Source organism: Kitasatospora sp. NPDC094016 (assembly GCF_040304045.1).
GTDB lineage: Bacteria > Actinomycetota > Actinomycetes > Streptomycetales > Streptomycetaceae > Kitasatospora.
The window spans coordinates 1-17046 of sequence record NZ_JBEOUK010000045.1 but is presented as its reverse complement, the minus strand read 5'-3'; the positions used below and the strand labels follow the sequence as shown (position 1 = coordinate 17046).

The 17046-nt window shown below is 75.7% G+C and carries 12 protein-coding genes; 9 read left to right on the top strand and 3 right to left on the bottom strand.

All coding sequences use genetic code 11. The annotated features are described in order from the left end of the window. Positions 1-4 precede the first annotated feature (4 nt). Both ABT015_RS30640 and ABT015_RS30635 read left to right on the top strand, forming a co-directional pair. The gene (locus ABT015_RS30640; RefSeq protein WP_350884848.1) at positions 5-2080 is read left to right on the top strand and encodes an RICIN domain-containing protein; all 2076 of its coding nucleotides are present in this window, start codon (positions 5-7) and stop codon (positions 2078-2080) included. After that, entirely contained in the window at positions 2062-2490 is a 429-nt protein-coding gene (locus tag ABT015_RS30635) for a PaaX family transcriptional regulator C-terminal domain-containing protein (RefSeq protein ID WP_350884969.1), read from the top strand. Before ABT015_RS30640 ends, ABT015_RS30635 begins: the two co-directional genes overlap by 19 nt. Here the strand turns inward: ABT015_RS30635 and ABT015_RS30630 are convergent. Next, positions 2480-3622, bottom strand: coding sequence for an MFS transporter (locus ABT015_RS30630; RefSeq protein WP_502897439.1), 1143 nt, complete (start codon positions 3620-3622; stop codon positions 2480-2482). The two genes, ABT015_RS30635 and ABT015_RS30630, sit on opposite strands and share 11 nt — an antisense overlap. Before the next feature lie 25 nt (positions 3623-3647). Between ABT015_RS30630 and ABT015_RS30625 the strand changes: the two genes are divergently transcribed. From ABT015_RS30625 to ABT015_RS30615, 3 genes are read left to right on the top strand one after another with little or no spacing between them, the layout of a single operon-like run. Beyond that, complete coding sequence (locus ABT015_RS30625; protein ID WP_350884981.1) at positions 3648-3833, top strand: hypothetical protein; 186 nt, start codon at positions 3648-3650, stop codon at positions 3831-3833. 11 nt (positions 3834-3844) lie between these two features. Further along, a complete protein-coding gene (locus ABT015_RS30620; protein WP_350884845.1) occupies positions 3845-4588 on the top strand; it encodes an AraC family transcriptional regulator in 744 nt (247 codons plus the stop codon). 48 nt (positions 4589-4636) lie between these two features. Beyond that, positions 4637-5380, top strand: a complete 744-nt coding sequence (locus ABT015_RS30615; RefSeq protein WP_350884842.1) for an SOS response-associated peptidase — start codon at positions 4637-4639, stop codon at positions 5378-5380. A 14-nt stretch (positions 5381-5394) separates the two neighbouring features. Here the strand turns inward: ABT015_RS30615 and ABT015_RS30610 are convergent, their stop codons facing one another. After that, the gene (locus ABT015_RS30610) at positions 5395-5955 is read right to left on the bottom strand and encodes a putative glycolipid-binding domain-containing protein (RefSeq protein WP_350884840.1); all 561 of its coding nucleotides are present in this window, start codon (positions 5953-5955) and stop codon (positions 5395-5397) included. Positions 5956-6094: 139 nt separating this feature from the next. On the opposite strand from ABT015_RS30610, the gene fxsT reads away from it, so the two are divergent. From fxsT to ABT015_RS30595, 3 genes are read left to right on the top strand one after another with little or no spacing between them, the layout of a single operon-like run. After that, complete coding sequence (gene fxsT, locus ABT015_RS30605; RefSeq protein ID WP_350884837.1) at positions 6095-12658, top strand: FxSxx-COOH system tetratricopeptide repeat protein; 6564 nt, start codon at positions 6095-6097, stop codon at positions 12656-12658. Between the two features lie 3 nt (positions 12659-12661). Next, positions 12662-13918 (top strand): CHAT domain-containing protein, encoded by a 1257-nt coding sequence (locus ABT015_RS30600; protein ID WP_350884835.1) that lies wholly within the window; start codon positions 12662-12664, stop codon positions 13916-13918. After that, positions 13915-14943, top strand: a complete 1029-nt coding sequence (locus ABT015_RS30595) for a hypothetical protein (RefSeq protein ID WP_350884833.1) — start codon at positions 13915-13917, stop codon at positions 14941-14943. Before ABT015_RS30600 ends, ABT015_RS30595 begins: the two co-directional genes overlap by 4 nt. Before the next feature lie 78 nt (positions 14944-15021). Here ABT015_RS30595 and ABT015_RS30590 read toward each other — a convergent pair whose 3' ends face one another. After that, the gene (locus ABT015_RS30590; protein ID WP_350884831.1) at positions 15022-16260 is read right to left on the bottom strand and encodes a styrene monooxygenase/indole monooxygenase family protein; all 1239 of its coding nucleotides are present in this window, start codon (positions 16258-16260) and stop codon (positions 15022-15024) included. A gap of 291 nt (positions 16261-16551) precedes the next feature. Between ABT015_RS30590 and ABT015_RS30585 the strand changes: the two genes are divergently transcribed. Beyond that, complete coding sequence (locus ABT015_RS30585) at positions 16552-16911, top strand: zinc ribbon domain-containing protein YjdM (RefSeq protein ID WP_063345891.1); 360 nt, start codon at positions 16552-16554, stop codon at positions 16909-16911. The last annotated feature ends 135 nt before the right edge of the window (positions 16912-17046 follow it).

Here is a 17046-nt window from a genome sequence, read left to right as displayed (position 1 = left end):
ACGCATGCGCCACATCCCCCACCGCCTCGCGGCACCCGTGCTCGCGCTGGCCCTCGCCGCCACCGGCCTCGGCACCCTCACGCTCGGCACGGCCGCCCCCGCCGCCGCCCTGGGCAACGGCAACGCCCTCACCCCGCCCATGGGGTGGAACTCCTGGAACTCCCTCGGCACCGAGGTCACCGAGGACCAGGTCGTCCAGACCATCGACTTCATGGCCGCCAACGGCCTGGTGGCGGCCGGCTACGACACCGTCACCATCGACGACGGCTGGTCGCTCTGGCACCGCGACGGTCAGAGCACCGACCTGGTCCGCAACGCCGACGGCGGCCTCCAGCTCCAGGACACCGCCGGGAACCCCGTCAGCGGCACCGACGGCACCGGCGACGACCCCACCTCCGGCCACCTCCTCCCCCGCCCGGACCACTTCCCCGCGCAGACCGTCAACGGGCGGACCGTCAACGGCATCGAGTACCTCGCCCAGTACGCGCACGGCAAGGGCATGAAGTTCGGCCTCTACGCCACCGACACCTACCTCACCTGCCAGATGCACCCCGGCAGCCTCGGCCACGAGAGCACCGACGCGAGCGACTTCGTCTCCTGGGGCGTCGACTACGTCAAGTACGACGACTGCCCCTACGGCCCGCAGATCACCGGCCCGGACGGCCACGACTACTTCACGCAGGGCGAGGGAAAGGAACTCACCCGCTCGGTCTACGCCCGCGTCCAGACCTTCCAGCGCGCCCTCGACGCCGCCTCCGCCGCGCAGGGCCGGCCCAGGGTCACCCTCAGCGTCTCCGCCCAGCCCGCCCACACCGGCGTCCCTTACCTGCTCGCGGCCGACGACCCGGCGCGCACCGACCCGGTGGTGCGGGCCGCCGGCACCGCGCCGTTCCAGGCGCCCGGCTACGCGCCGACCGGCGTCTGGTGCGGCCAGGTCGCCAACCTCTGCCGGATCGGTGGCGACCGCGACAGCGAGCTCGACGGGGTGCTCTGGAACGGGCAGTTGCAGACCGCGCTGCAGTACCCCGGCAACGTGCGCCCGGGCAGCTGGAACGACCTCGACATGATGTTCACCGGCTGGCAGGACGTCTACGGCGCCTGGGGCACCACCGACACCTGCACCTGCCACAAGCCGTTCACCGACGACGAGTCCCGCACCGAGACCTCCGTCCTCGCGATGCTCGCCGCCCCGCTGGTCTCCGGCGCCGACCTGCGCACCGCCGCGCAGTCCCAGCACAGCGCGGACGGCCACACCTGGTCCACCGGGATCGACGCCGCGAGCCTGGCGGTCCTGAAGAACCGCGACGTCATAGCCATCGACCAGGACGCGCTGGCCAAGCCCGCCACCCTGGTCGGCGCCAAGCCCGCGAACGCCACCGCGCCGGTCGTCCTCCAGCGGCGGCTGGCGAACGGCGACACCGCTGTGCTGCTCGTCAACCAGGACCCGGCCGCGAGCCGCACGGTGAGCACCAGCCTCGGCGAACTCGGCCTCACCGGGCCCGGCTACACCGCCAAGGAGCTGTGGACGGGCGCGAGTTCGACCGTCACCGGCACGCTCGGCGCCTCGGTGGCCCCGCACGGCGTGGCGCTGTACCGGCTCAGCGCCCGGCCGGCCACCGGGCCGGCTGCGGTGGTCGACGACGGCCGCTACCACGCGATCGGCGCCGGCGGCAGTGGCGGCCTGGTGCTGGAAGTGGCGGGGACCTGCAGCTCGCCGCTCGGCGCCGTCGCCGACGTCAACACCTGGTGGCCCACGCACACCTCCGAGCAGTGGACCTTCACCAGCAACCCGGACGGCACCGTGCGGATCGCCGACAACTGCGCCACCGCCACCCACGCGCACACCGTGCTCGCCGCCGGCACCGACCCCGGCAACAGCGCCTACCTGCTCGACTACTCGCCCGGCAACCGCTGGCAGGAGTGGCGGGTCACCCAGGACGGCGCCACCGGCACGCTCACCATCACCAACGTCGCCACCGGCCTGGTCCTCAACGCCCGTACCGGCACGGCGGGTTCGACCGTGACCACGGACGCGGCCGACGGCGCCGCCCCCGGACAGGGCTGGGGCGTCGTGTCCTGACCTCCCCAGCATGGCGACGGTGGGTTCCCAGTCGTCGCAGATGTCCAGGCCTGCGCACCGGCGAGACCGACGACCCCCGCGCGCTCGCCCGGCGCTGGTGGCCGCTGGACCAGGTCGCCGAGGGCCACCAGCGGCTCGCCGAGGTCGCGGCCGACCGCCTCGCCCGACTGGAGAAGGGCCTCAACGGCCCCGAACTGCTCACCGTCGCCCTGGAGTTGGCCGCCTCCTTCACCGAGGCCATGGGGCCCGACCCGCTGCTGCCGCCGGAACTCCTGCCACAGCCCTGGCCCGGCACCGCGGCCCGCGAACTCGTCGCCCGCTGCTGGGCGCTGCTGCTCGCCGACCCCGGGCCGGGCGCGCCCCGGCTGTTCGACGCCTACGCCGCGGTCGTCGCGACCGTCACCGCGTAGCCGCCGGACCCGGCTCGGGCTCGGCCGCAGCAGCAGGCGCGACGGGCGCGACCGGCTCCGGCAGGGTGCGGAACAGCAGCCAGCTCAGCACCGGCATCAGCACCAGCGGCAGCAGGGCGGTGCGCAGCGAGGTCGCGTCGGCGAGGCCACCGATCACCGGGCTCGCCAGGCCGCCGATGCTGACGGTCAGGCCCAGCGTGATCCCGCTGGCGGTGCCGATCCGCGACGGCAGGTAGTCCTGCCCCAGCGTGACCTGCAACGAGAACGGCACGTACAGGCCCGCCGAGGTCAGCGCCACGAAGACGTACAGCGCCGGGCCCGGCACCAGCACCACGCCCGCCACGGCCACCGCCGCCACCAGGTACGACCAGCGCGCCACCGCGACCCGGCCCCAGCGGTCCGCCAGCGCGCCGCCCAGCACCGAACCCACCGCGCCGCCCGCGTACAGCACCACCAGCGCCGCGGTGCCCGCCGCCGTACCGCCGCCGACCCGCTGGGTGGCGAACAGCGCGAGGAAGGTGCTCAGGCCCGTGAAGGCGATCGAGCGGAACACCACGGCCAGCGACAGCCGCACGAACGAGGCCCGGTCGTCGGCCCCGACCACCGGCGCCGAAGCCGTCCCTGCGGCCCGCCGCCGCTCCAGCTCGCGCAGCACCGGCAGGCACAGGACGGCGCCCGCGAGCGCCGGCAGCACCAGCAGCGGGGTCAGCCGCAGGCCGCCGCCCGAGACCACCACGGAGACCAGCAGCGGGGCCGCCGCGAAGCCCAGGTTGCCGCCCAGCGAGAACCAGGCCATCCCCCGGTGGCCGTCCCGCGCGGCCAGCCGGGCCACCCGGGCGGACTCCGGGTGGTACGCGGCCACCCCGACCCCGGACAGCGCCACGAAGGTCAGGGTCAGCGGGTACGAGCCGCTCACCCCGCTGAGCGCGATGCCCACGCCGCCCACCAAGGTGCTGACCGGCAGCAGCCAGGGCAGCGGGTGGCGGTCGGTGATCGCGCCGAACAGCGGCTGCGCCACCGAGGAGAGCAGGGAGGCGGCGAGCACCACGCCCGAGACGGCGGCGTAGCCGTAGCCGCGCTCGGCCACGAAGAACGGGACCAGGGCGGCCACCGCGCCCTGGTAGACGTCCACGCAGGCGTGTCCGAGGGACAGCAGGGTGATCGAGGAGTCCCGCTTGGCGGGTGTGCTCCTCGGATTGTCAGGCGTACTCGGCGTACTGGATGTACTGGATGTACTGCTGGATGTAGTGGACGCACTGGGCGTCGTGATCGGCAGGTTGTCCGGCGTTGTCTTCGGCATGCCGACATGTTCGGCGCAGCGGCACCTGTCGGGCTTCCGATAATCTGCCAGGTGATGCCGAACATCCGCCACGACCCCGTCGCCCCGACCCGCGTCCTGCTGTTGGCCTCCGGCGCCGGGATCGACGCCCACCGCCACGACGACCACCAGATCGCCTACGCGGCCAGCGGCGTGCTCGCCATCACCACCGACGCCGGCTCCTGGGTCGCCCCCGGCACCCGCGCCATCTGGGTCCCGGCCGGCACCGTGCACGCCCACCAGGCCCACGGCGAGCTGGACCTCCACCTGGTCGGACTGCCCGCCACCGAGAACCCGCTCGGCCTGGACCGGCCGACCGTGCTCGCCGTCGGACCGCTGCTGCGCGAGCTGATCGTCGCCTACACCCGCACCCCCGAGGACGGCAGCCCCGAACGGGCCCGGCTGCGCGCCGTCCTGCTCGACCAGCTGCGCGCCTCCCCGCAGCAGCCGCTGCACCTGCCCGCCCCCGCCACACCGCTGCTGCGCGCGGTCTGCGACCGGCTCCGCGCCGACCCGGCCGACCAGCGCACCCTCGCCGAACTGGGCCGGGAGGTCGGCGCCAGCGACCGCACGCTCTCCCGGCTCTTCCGCGCCGACCTCGGCATGACCTTCCCGCAGTGGCGCACCCAGCTGCGGCTGCACCACGCGCTGGTGCTGCTCGCCGAGGGCCTGCCCGTCACCACGGTCGCGCACCGCTGCGGCTGGTCCTCCGCGAGCGCCTTCATCGACGTCTTCCGCCGCACCTTCGGCCACACCCCGGGCCGCCACCCCGCGTACTGACCGCGTACCGACCGTGCGTTGTCGGCCGCTGGTGGCAGGGTGGGGAGCATGTGCGGTCGTTTCGTCTCCACCACCACGCCCCAGGACCTCGTCGCCCTGCTCGGGGAACTGCGCTGGGATCCGGCCGAGTCGTTCGCGCCGAGCTGGAACGTGGCGCCCACCGACCCGGTACCCGCCGTCCTGGAACGCGTCGACCGGGAGAGCGGCGAGCTGCTGCGGCAGCTGCGCCCGCTGCGCTGGGGCCTGGTGCCGTCCTGGTCCAAGGACCCCTCCGGCGGCGCGCGCATGATCAACGCCCGCTCGGAGACCGTCCACCTCAAGCCCGCCTTCCGCAAGGCCTTCACCACGCGGCGCTGCGTCATCCCCGCCGACGGCTACTTCGAGTGGCGCGAGGTCCCCGCCGCGGCCGACCGGAAGAAGTACAAGCAGCCGTACTTCCTCAGCACCGGCTCGGTCATGCTGATGGCCGGCCTGTACGAGTTCTGGCGCGACCGCACCCGGCCCGAGGACGACCCGGCGGCCTGGCTCGCCACCGTCACCGTCATCACCACCGACGCCACCGACAGCGCCGGGCGCGTCCACGACCGGATGCCGCTCACCATCGCCCCCGCCGACCTGTCCGCCTGGCTCGCCCCCGATCTCACGGACTCCGGCGAACTCCACCACCTGCTGCGCCGCCCCACCGACGGCGCCCTGCGGGTGCGGGCCGTCTCCCCCGCCGTCAACAGCGTCCGCGCCAACGGGCCGGAACTGCTCGCCCCCGCCCCGGACCCGCTGGGCCTGGCGGACTGACGCCCGCCCGGCCGTCAGGCGATCCGGCCGGCCAGCCCTGGGTAGTCGAGGACCAGGCCGTCCCGGTCCAGCACGAGGTCGCTGCGGAAGTCCCCGGAGGCGTAGCGGACGGTGGCCCGCCCGCCGTCCAGGCCGAGGTGGGTGTAGGTCTGGCGGGAGGGGTGCACCGTCAGGTCGGGCACCCGGATCCAGGCCATCACGAAGTGCCGCTCGCCCGGGCCCCGGTGGAGGCCGTGGCGCAGCACCGGCGGGGTGTTGGTCACCGGGGAGAGCCCGAGGTCGCAGTCCAGCGCGCCGGCCAGGTCGGGCCGTTCCACGCCGTCGACACTCCAGCGGCCGCCGTCCTGACGCAGTTCCAGCTCGCGGACGCCGTCGGCGGTCTCGGCCCGGACCCGCATCCGCCGGGTGACGAAGCCCTCGCCGGTCTCCAGTTCGTACGTCAGCCAGTACGGCGCGGGCCGCGCGGCGGCGACCCGGCCGCGGGCGTGCAGGGCGGCGGCACCGAGCTCGATCCAGGACGTCTCCAGGCCGTCCGTCTCGGTGACCTGCCAGGTGGGAACGGTGTGCATGATCATCCGGGTACGCTACCGTCCGGTACCGACAGGGGCGCGTACCCGCCTCCGAGCGGGCGGCGGGATCCGATGACACGGCGCCCGCCCGCGACTACGGTGGGCGGGCGGAACCGTACGTGGGGGTGAGGGCGCCGAAGTGTTGATGTCCAGGACGACGCATGTCCGGCCCGAGGGCGGCCTGCCCGACCACGAGGCCTTCGACCAGCGGCGCCGCCCGGCCTCGCCCGCCACCGCCGGGAACCCGCACGCCGAGCAGCGGGCGGCCGTACTGCCGCCCGAGGCGGCGCGGGCCGCGCTGACCGTCGAGGCGAGCGCCCCCGCGCCCAACCTGCCGCCCCGCGCCGCGGACCGGCTCGTGGGCCGCGACGGCGCGTTGCGGGCGATCGCCGAGGCGCTGTCGGACGGCGACGGCAGCGGGCTGGTCACCCAGGCCACCACGCTGCACGGTCTCGGCGGGGTCGGCAAGACCACCGTCGCGCTGCACTACGCCTACGCCGAGGCCGCGCACTACCGGCTGATCTGGTGGATCGCCGCCGAGTCCGAGGAGCAGCTCGCCGAGGCCTTCGCCGACCTCGCCGTCCACCTCCACCCCACCTGGGCCCTCACCGCCCCGCCCGGCCAGCAGGTCGAGTGGGCGCTCGCCTGGCTGCGCGCCCACGACCGCTGGCTGCTCGTCTACGACAACGCCGAGGACCCGGTCCACCTCACCCCCTATCTCGGCCGACTGCTCGGCCGCGGCCACCAGTTGGTCACCAGCCGCCGCGCCGGCGGCTGGCACCCCGGCATCCGCCCGGTACGGATCGACGTCCTCGACGCCGCCGAAGCCACCCGGCTGCTCTGCGGCACCGCCCACCCCGGGGCGCGGGCCGAACAGGCCGAGGTGCTCGCCCTGGCCGACGAACTCGGCCACCTCCCGCTCGCCCTCGCCCAGGCCGGCGCCTACGTGCAGCAGACCGGCACGACCTTCGCCGCCTACCGCGAGCTGCTGCGCACCAGCAGCCCGGCCGGCCCTGACGCCGACTCCGGCTTCGGTACTGGCTCCGGCTCCGGCTCCGGTACCGGCTCCGGCGCGGTGGCCACCGTCTCCCGGCTCTGGCACACCACCCTGCGCACCGTCCAGGCCACCACCCCGTTCGCCGTCGAGCTGCTGCGCACGCTCGCCTGGTACGCCCCCGAGGCGCTGCCGCGCGAAGTCCTGACGCCCTTCGGCGCGCGCCGCCCGGCCGAGGTCGACTCCGCGCTGCGGCTGCTCGCCGACTACAACCTGATCACCCTCGGCGACACCGTCACCGTGCACCGCCTGCTCCAGGGCGTGCTGCGCCGTTCCGACGGCGCCCGGCCACTGCGCCGGCGCGCCGAACAGCAGCTCGCCGAGGCCGCCGCCCGGCTCTGGCCGACCGCCGGGCCCCGGCTGCGCCGGGCGCTGCTGCCGCACATCCGCGAGCTGGCCGCCGGCGGCCCGTCCGAGCACCCCACCCCGCAGACCGTCGCGCTGTACCGGCTGGCCGCCGGCGAGCTGACCGACCGGGCCCAGCGGGTCTTCGCCATCCCGCTGGTCACCGCGATGGCCGACGGCCAGACCCGCCTGCTGGGCTCCGACCACCCCGACACGCTGGCCTCCCGGGGCCGGCTCGCCGAGCTCCACACCCGGGCCGGCGACCCGGCCCGCGCCGTCGCGCTCTGCCGGGCGGTGGTGGCCGACCGCGCCCGGCTCCAGGGCCACGACCACCCGGCCACCCTCGCCGACCGCAGCACGCTCGCCCACGCCTACCGCAAGGCGGGTGAACACCACCGTGCCGTCGAGGAGTTCCACTCAGTGGTGGCCGACCGGACGCGGGTGCTCGGCGCCGACAGCCGGGAGACCCTCACCAGCCGCGCGGGCCTGGCCTACGCCCTCCAGGTGGCCGGTCGGCACCAGGCGGCGGTGGCGGAGTTCGAGCGGCTGCTGGCCGACGCCGGCCGGGTCCTGGACGACCCCGACCACCCGGACATCCTGGCCCACCGCAACGGGCTCGCGTACGCCCAACTCACCGCCGGTCAGCACCGGTTGGCCATCTCCCTGTACGAGCAGGCGGTGGCCGACCGGGCCCGGGTGCTCGGCGCCGACCACCCCGACACCCTGACCAGCCGCGACTGGCTCGCGGCCGCCCACCTCGTCGCGGGAGACCACCGGGCCGCGGTCGCCGGGTACGAGGCGCTGGTCGCCGACCACGTCCGGGTCCAGGGCCCGGACCACCCGCAGACCCTCTTCGCGCGCGGCCGGCTGGCGGCAACCCACTGCGAGTCCGGGCACCCGGCCTCGGCGGTCACCCGGTTCACCGATCTGGTCGGCGACTACACCCGCGTCCTCGGGCCCGACCACCCCCACACGCTGGACGCGCGCAGGGGTCTCGCCCACGCCCACCGCGAGGCGGGCCAACTCCGGACGGCGGTGGACGAACACCGGGCGCTGGTCCGCGACCGCGCCCGCGCCCAGGGGCCGGACCACCCCGGCACGCTGGAGGAGCGCAGCGACCTCGCCTACGCGCTGCGCGTCGCGGGCCGGACCGACCGCGAACTGGCCGAGTTCGAAGGCCTGGTGGCCCACCGCGCCCGCGTCCAGGGCCCGGACCACCCGGACACCCTGGACGAACGGTCCAACCTCACCCGCACCCTGCTGCTGGCCGGGCGCCCACGCGCGGCGCTCGCCGACTGCCGGCGGCTCCTCGCCGACCGCGAGCGGGTCCACGGCCCCGACCACCACGAGACCTTCGAGGCCCGGCTGAGCCTGGCCCGGGCCCTCGGCGACGCCGGCGACCACCGACACGCGGCGGAGCTGTGCGACCGACTCGTCGCCGACCGGCTGCGGGTGCTCGGCGCCGACCACCCCGCCGTCCTCCACACCCGCGGCTGGCAGGCCTGGCTGCACGGCGCGGCGGAGCACCACCGGCAGGCCGTGGAACTGCGCGAACGGCTGGTGGCCGACTACGGCCGGGTCCACGGCCCCGACCACCCGCAGACCCTCAACGCCCGCACCGGCCTGGCCTACGCCCTCCAGAGCGCGGGACGGATCCGGGAGGCGCTCGCCGAACGCGAACAGGTACTGGCCGACCTGGCCCTGGTGCTCGGCGCCGGGCATCCCGCCACCCTCGGCGCCCGCCTCCAGCTGGCACGGACCCACGACGAGAGCGGCAACCACCCGCGCGCCCTGGAGCTGTACGCGGACCTGGTCGCCGACTGCGTCCGGCTGTACGGCGAGGAGCACCCCCGCACCCTCAGCACCCGGTGGTGGCTCGCCTCCGCGCACGGGGACGCCGGGGAGCACCGGATCGCGGCGCAGCTGTACGAAGCGCTGGCGGCCGACCGCGCCCGGTTCCAGGGCCCCGACCACCCGGAGACGCTCAACACCCGCTGGTGGCACGCCGACAGCTGCCGGGAGGCGGGCGACCACCGGCGGGCCGTCACGCTGTCCGAAGCCCTGGTGGCCGACCACACCCGCGTCCACGGGCCGGAACACCCCGCCACCCTGGGCGCCCGCCTGGCGCTGGCGCAGGCGCTCACCGCCGCCGGCCGGCACCGCCGGGCGCTGGAGCTCCACCGGGAGCTCATCGCGGACCGGGCCCGAATCCAGGGCCCCGACCACCCGGACACCCTCAATGCCCGCTGGTGGCTGGCACACGACTGCCAGCGGGCCGGCGAGCACCGCCGCGCGGTGGAGCTGTACGACGCGCTGGCGGCCGACCGCACCCGGATCCTGGGCGCCGACCACCCGCAGACCCTCACCGCCCGCTGGTGGCAGGCGAACGGTCACCAGCGGGCCGGCGACCACCGCCGTGCGGTGGAGCTGTTCGACGCACTGGTGGCCGACGACACCCGGATCCGCGGCGCCGACCACCCCGAGACCCTGGCCACGCGCTCCGGCCTGGCCTGGGCCACCTCCAGCGCGAACGACCACCGCCGCGCCATCGCCCGCTACGAGGCCCTGGCCGCCGACCGCACCCGGATCCACGGCGCCGACCACCCGCTGACCCTGGACGCCCGCGGTTCCCTGGCCTGGGCGCACGCCGAGGCGGGCGAGCACCGCCGCGCCGCGGAGCTGCACTGCGCGCTGGTGGCCGACCGCACCCGGCTCCAGGGCCCCGACCACCCCGCCACCCTGGACACCCGGCTCGGCCTGGCCCGGACCTGCCGCGAGGCGGCCGAGCACGACCGCTCGGTCGGCCTGTTCCGGGCCCTGATCGCCGACTACGAGCGGGCGCTCGGACCGGACCACCCCGACACCCTCGACGCGCGGCTCGGCCTCGCCCGGTCGGTGGTGGCGACGGGCGACCACCCCGCCGCCGCCGAGCTGTACACGGCGCTGCTGGCCGACCAGGAGCGGGCACAGGGCCCGGACCACCCGGACACGCTCACCACCCGGTGGTGGCAGGCCGCCGCCCACCGCGACGCGGACGACCAGCGCCGCGCGGCCGAGGCCTTCGGCGCCGTCGCCGCCGACCGGGCCCGGGTGCTCGGCGCCGACCACCCGGACACCCTCAACGCCCGCTGGTGGCAGGCCTCCTCGTACCGCGCGGGCTACGACCTCCAACGCGCGCTCGACCTGGCCGCGCCCCTGGTCGCCGACACCGAGCGGGCGCTCGGACCGGACCACCCCGACGCCCTCGGCGCCCGGTTCCTGCTGGCCTGGACGTACCGGTCGGGCGGCGACCACCGCCCCGCGACGGAACTCGACGAGGCACTGCTGCGGGACCGGATCCGGCTCCAGGGCCCGGACCACCCCGACACCCTCGCCTGTCGAGGCAGCCTCGCCCAGGACCGCCGGCTCGCGGGCCTCCTGCACCAGGCCGAGGCCGAACGGGAGGCGCTGGCCGCCGACCGCGCGCGCCTTCACGGCCCCGACCACCCGGACACCCTCCTCCAGCTCTCCCAGCTCGCCGAGGCCGTCCTCGCCACCGGCGAACTCGACCGCGCCACAGCCCTGTTCACCGAGCTGATCGCCCACCGGACCCGGGTCCAGGGCGCGGACCACCCGGACACCCTCGGCGAGCGCTCCGGCCTCGCCTCCGTCCACGCCCGCGCCGGCCGGCAGCGGCAGGAGATCGTCGAACGGCTGATGCTGCTCGCCGACCACGAGCGCCTACACGGCCAGGACCACCCCGCCACCCTCACCGCGTGCACCGACCTCGCCCACGCCCACCGCCGCCGCTGGGAGCACGACCGCGCCGACGCGCTCTACCGCGCCGTGCTGGCCGACCGCACCCGGATCCTCGGTGCCGAACACCCCGACGTTCCCGACGCCCCCGACGCCCCCGACGCCCTCGACGCCCTCGACACTCTCGACGACCTGGACAGCATCGCGCTCAACCTCGTCGAGGCCGGCCGATACGCGGAGGGCGCCGACTGCTACCGGGAGGCGCTGGCCGCCGCCGAATCGGCCCTCGGCCCGGAGCACCTGCTCGCCCACGCCGTGCGGTACGGCCTCGCCCAGGCCCTGCTGCTCGCCGGGGACCACGAGGGCGCGATCGCCGAACTGTCGCCCCTGACGGCGGACTGGACCAGACCGGCCGGCCCAGCCCTGCCCGGCCTCGTCCGCTCCGGGTGCGTCCTCGCCGTCGCCCGCCACCTCGACGGGGAGCACGACGCGGCGGTGCGCCTGGCCGCCACCCTCGCCGCCCGCGCGGACGACGCCCTCGGCGGCACCGACGACGCCACCCTCATCGCCCGCGAGGCCCACGCGCTGCTGCTGGCCTGCGGCCCGCGGCCGCTGCGCGCCGTCGTCCGGCTGGAGGAACTCGCCGAGGAGTGCGCCGCGAGCCACGGCCCGCGCAACCCCCTCACCCTGAGCATCCGCCAGAGCCTCGCCCACGCGCGGCTGCGGGCCGGCGACGCCGTCGGGGCGGTACGGGTCTACGAGGGCATCGTCGCCGACCGGCTCCCGGCCGGAACACTGCTGACCGGGCACCGGCACGCCGACGACGTCGCCGTCAGCCTCGGCACCCTGCGTCCCGGGCTGCTCCCGGTGTTCCCCACCCTGGCCGTCGGCCTGGCCGCCGCGCTCGCCGCGAGCGGGCGCCGGGACGCCGCCCGGGAGCTGCTGGCGGCCGTCCACACCACGCGCCGGACCCTGCTGGGCCACGGCCATCCGCTGGCCGCGGAGAGCCGGACGGCCCTGGCCCGACTCGACGACGGCGCGACGCAGTCGCCGGCCCCGCTCGACGGCGGCGGGCCGGAGTCGCTGCCGTCCACCCCCGTCCGCGCGGAGCTGGGGTCGGAACCGTCCGAACCGTCCGAACCGGCCGCGCTGATCCGGCGCTCGCGCGGGTCGCGGCACCTCCCCCCGGCGCCCGCGCCGGCCAGGACGGCCTGGCGGCCCCGGCTCACTCTGCTCGACGAGCCGGCGGTGCGGGCCACCGTGCACCTGGAACTGCGGCTGGAACCCGAGGTGCCGCAGAGCGACCCCGGCGAGCTGCCGGGCCTGCGCCTGGTGGCCGTCGCCGCCTCGGACGCCGTGCTCGATCCGCCCGTCGCCGACTACAGCCCCGCCGGGGAACCCGTCCGCTTCGCGCTGACCCCGTCCGTGCCGGGGCCGCACACCGTCCGGATCACCGTCTACGACCGGGGGCACGGCGCCGTGCTCCAGGACCTGTCCGCCGTCGTCGACGTCCCGCCCGGCCCCGCCGTCGCCCGTATCGCCGACACCGCCGACACCGCCCAGGACGAGGAGTAACGCGTGGCCCGGGACCTCCTCGTCGAGATCCGCCAGAACCCCTCCGCCGACTTCACCCGGCTCCCCCGGCAACAGGCGCCGGACGCCCCGCAGGCCAAGGAGCCGGCCCCGCTGGACCTCGTGGTCTCGCTGCGCCGCCACCGCGACGACCTGTTCGTCTCCGCCTTCCGGCCCGGCGAGCGCACGCCCTGGTCCCGCCCCCACCGCGCGGAGCTGAAGGTGTCCGCCCCCGCCCTGCTCGCCCGGGCCTCCCGGCTGCGGACCGTCTGGCGCGACCGCCTGGTCCAGTACGACCCCGAGCCGATCGGCGGCTACCCCTTCGCCCAGGCCGTCGACTTCAACCGGCTGGCCGGCGTCGCCGAGCGGCAGGTCGCCGAACTGGCCGAGGAGGGACGGTACTTCCTGGAGGTGATGCTCGACGGTCCGGAGCGCGAGCTCACCGTCTTCCGCGAGTACCTCACCCGGACGCTCACCGAACACGGCTCGCTGCGGATCAGCTTCGACTCCGACCTCCACCTGCCCTGGCCGATGCTCGCCGTCGACGGCGGCCGCGCCGACCCGTGGGCGGACTTCCTCGGCCACCGCCACCAGGTCGAGCAGACCGGCGCCGGCTACCCGCCGATCCAGCCGCCGTACCCGGCCCGCACCAGGCCCGTCACCAGCCTCAACACCGACGACCAGCTCACCGACGTCGGCCGGGCCCCCGAGGTCCGCAAACTGCTGGAGGACCGCTCCCAGCTGACCGTGCGCACCGAGTCCGAACCGCTGCTCAAGGCGCTGTCCTCCGCCGTGCTGGACGAGGACGTCATGTACTTCTGGTGCCACGGCCAGTTCGTCGCCGGCGACTCCCCGTACGAGCAGCTCGCCGTCCGGCTCTCCGACGACCGCCAGATCGACGCCGACCTGGTGCGCCGCCACCGCCGGCGGCACGCCGAGGCGCCGGACGCCATGTTCCGGCCGTTCGTGCTGCTGAACGCCTGCCACACCGGGCAGTCCACGGCCGCCGAACTGGAACACCTCGGCCGGGCACTGGTCGACCTCGGCGCCAACGGCGTGCTCGGCCCGCAGATCGAGATCCCGCAGGTCTTCGCCGCCGAGTACGCCTTCGCCTTCCTCGACCTCTACCTCACCGGGGAGTTCACGGCGGGCGAGATCACCCAGCAGCTGGTCCGGCGGTTCGCCCGCGAGTACCGCAACCCGCTGGCGCTCACCTACTCCCTGCACTGCGGCCTCGACAGCATCCTGGAGCTGACCCCGTGACGGCGCCCACGCCCATCGCCACCGCCACCGTCGACCTGGACGAGGAGGGCCGGCTGCTCGTCCCCGGCACCCGCACGCCGGTGCCCGAGGCCCGGATCGCCCAACACCTCGCCCGGCACCTGCGCATCCCCCCGCGGGCGACCGACGTCTACGTCTACGTCCACGGCTGGCAGACCAGCCCCGCCGCCGCCGACCGCTCGGCCGCCGCCCTGCTCACCGAGGCCGCCGCCCTGCACCGGTCCGCACCGACCTCCTACCCCGCGCTGGCCAAGGGGTTCCGCCCGTGGTGCGTGGTGGTGCGCTGGCCGTCCTCCAGCCTGCCCTCGCCGGCCGGCTACCGCCGGATCCGGGCCCGGGCGCACGCCATGAGCGCCCAGGGGCAGGCCGGGCGCGTCCTCGGCCACCTGCTCGGCTACCTGGACGCCGACCGCGGCGACCCGGCCGCGGCCCGCGTCCTGGCCAACCGCAACGGCCAGTACCTGCACCTGGTCGGCCACTCCTTCGGCGGCCGCTTCCTCTGCGAGGCCGTCCAGTACGCGGCCGACCGGCCCGCCGGACCGCCGGTCCTGGGCTGGAGCCGGCCGGGCGACCCCACCCGGCCGTTCACCGTCGACAGCGCGCTGATCTTCCAGATGGCCGCGCCCCGCGACGCCTTCACCCACCTCTTCCCCCGGCTGTTCCTCGGCCCCGGCCGGCCCGGCGCCCCGCTGCGCGGCCCGCTGGTGCTCACCCACTCCCGCTGGGACCGCGCCACCGGCTTCTGGCACCTGCGCGCCGAGGGCCGCCCGGGCATCGGGCACTCCGGCACCGGCGCCGCCCCCGTCTCCCAGTTCAGCACCCGGCTGCGCCCGACCGCCTCCCCGTACCCGCACGCCGAGTTGGACCACCCGATCGTCAACATCGACGCCGCCCGGGTCTACCGCGGCGGCCTGGCCACCCGCCTCAACCCGGCGGGCGCCCACTCCGACTTCCACCACCCCGAATCCGCCCACCTGCTGCTCAGCCTCGCCGCCCACTCCCGCTGACCGGACGGGGCCCGTCGTCCCGCTCGGGCGCCCCGGCCGATCCGCACCGGCCGATCCGCACCGGCCAGTCCGCACCGGTCAGTCCTGTGGTGCGAACGAGTCCAGGTAGGCGGCCGCCTTCGCGGGGTCGAGGAACCACTGCTCCAGGTCGGCCGGGTCGTCGAAGGCGTTGGCGAACCGGTCGGCAACGGGCTGGAGTCGACCGGCGGCGCCGAGCAGGCGCAGCACGTGCTCGGGCGGCGGCGCAAGCATCGCGTTGCTCCAGACGGTGCTGGGGCGCGCGGTCCGCCAGAAGCGGTCGAAGGCGGCCCGCATGAAGTCGCGGTCGAACGGCTTGTCGCCGTGCGCGAGGATCGCGTCGAGGTAGCCGGCCGCGCACCGGGCGGCGTTGTTGGAGCCCTGGCCGGTGATCGGGTCGTTGAGGACGACGACGTCCGCGACGCCCAGCACCGCTCCGCCGCCGGGCAGTTCGCCGACCGGGTGGCGCACGACGGGGGTGAAGCGCCCGGCGAGGGTGGCGCCGGCGTCGGTGAGTTCGATTCCGGCCCGAGCGCGGTCATACTCCCAAGGAGTGAAGGTCTTCATCAGGTCGAGCGTCACCCGCAGGTGTTCGGCCGGGTCGCGGACCCCGTCGAAGGCGTCCGCCGGGCCGCCCGGGGCGGCCTCCCAGAGCAGGAGGTCGCACGGGCCGGCGGCCGTCAGCGCCGGCATGACGAACAGTTCGCCGACGCCGGGCACCACGTCGCAGCGGACGGCATGGAAGTCGTACTCGGGGCGCGGGCCGAGCCCGTACACGTAGCTGGCGGCCAGCGCGCGCTGCGGCCGGTCGTACCGGGAGCGCTCGTGGTCGCGCTCGAACATCGCGGCCAGGTCGCCCTTGCCGGCCGCGACCAGGACCAGGTCGTAGGAGCCGGAGAGGTGTTCGAGGTCGACGACGGTCACCGGGCGGATCACCACCCGGCCGCCGCGCCCGGCGAAGGTCTCCAGCCAGGTGGGCATCTTCAGCCGCTGGTCGACGGACTGCGCGGGCGCGTCCAGGCGCCCGACCCAGTCGATCACCCGCGCGGACCCCGGCCCGGCGACGGAGACTCCGAGGCCCTCGATCCGGGGTGCGGTGTCCGCCCAGAGGTCCAGGCCGAGGTCGCGTTCGGTCCGCAGCGCGGCGTCGAACATGCACTGGGTGGACAGCACCCGGCCGCCCCGGACCGCGTCCGCGTCGCGGTCGGTCATCACCGTCACGTCGTAGCCGTGGGCTTGGAGCCCCAGGGCCAGTTGGAGGCCGGCCTGCCCGGCGCCGACGATCAGAACTCTGCGCATCGTCTCCGCTTTCCTGGTTGTACGTCCTGGCCCGGCCTCAACACCCGTCCGCCTGTGGGCCGGTGAGCCCGCGAGGAGGCGGTGGGAACCGACCGGCCGCCAGTCGCGCTGCCAGTGGCCTGGATACCAGTCATCGGACACCCGCGTCCACGGCCTGCGCGCACGCCCCGCCGGAAACGTCACCGTCCGCGGTCGAATGCCGTCGAACAAGCGATTTGAAAAATTCTTCAACTTCATACATGCTGGCGAGCCGCCGACCCCCGGCCCGACCCGAGAGGACAGCCCGCGCGCATGAGCGACCACCTCCCCCCGTGCCCGTCGTGCTCCAGCGAGTACACCTATGAGATGAACGCCCTCATGGTCTGCCCGGAGTGCGGCCACGAGTGGATGCCCGCGGCAGGCGGCGCCGCCGAACCGGCCGGCCCGGGCGAGCGAGTGATCCGGGACGCGGTCGGCAACGTGCTCAGCGACGGCGACACCGTGACCGTCGTCAAGGCCCTCAAGGTCAAGGGCAGTGTCTCCGGCATCAAGGCGGGCACCAAGGTCCGCAACATCCGCCTGGTCGACGGCGTCGACGGCCACGACATCGACTGCCGGATCGAGGGGTTCGGCGCCATGCAACTCAAGTCGAGCGTGGTCAAGAAGGCCTGACCGGGCCCGCGCCCGGCGCGAAACGGCGGCGGCCCGTACGAGCGGGGGGGGGGGGGGGGGGGCCCGCGGGGGGGCGGGCACCGCGGGGGGGGGGGGCGCGCCGGGCGCGCGGGGGGGCGGGGGGCGCCGGCGGGG

Excerpts from the sequence above, each read along its gene's own strand:
- ABT015_RS30640 (WP_350884848.1), top strand. The coding sequence starts at position 5 with ATGCGCCACATCCCCCACCGCCTCGCGGCACCCGTGCTCGCGCTGGCC.
- ABT015_RS30620 (WP_350884845.1), top strand. The coding sequence starts at position 3,845 with ATGCCGAACATCCGCCACGACCCCGTCGCCCCGACCCGCGTCCTGCTG.
- ABT015_RS30615 (WP_350884842.1), top strand. The coding sequence starts at position 4,637 with ATGTGCGGTCGTTTCGTCTCCACCACCACGCCCCAGGACCTCGTCGCC.
- ABT015_RS30610 (WP_350884840.1), bottom strand. The coding sequence starts at position 5,955 with ATGATCATGCACACCGTTCCCACCTGGCAGGTCACCGAGACGGACGGC.
- fxsT (WP_350884837.1), top strand. The coding sequence starts at position 6,095 with ATGTCCAGGACGACGCATGTCCGGCCCGAGGGCGGCCTGCCCGACCAC.
- ABT015_RS30590 (WP_350884831.1), bottom strand. The coding sequence starts at position 16,260 with ATGCGCAGAGTTCTGATCGTCGGCGCCGGGCAGGCCGGCCTCCAACTG.
- ABT015_RS30585 (WP_063345891.1), top strand. The coding sequence starts at position 16,552 with ATGAGCGACCACCTCCCCCCGTGCCCGTCGTGCTCCAGCGAGTACACC.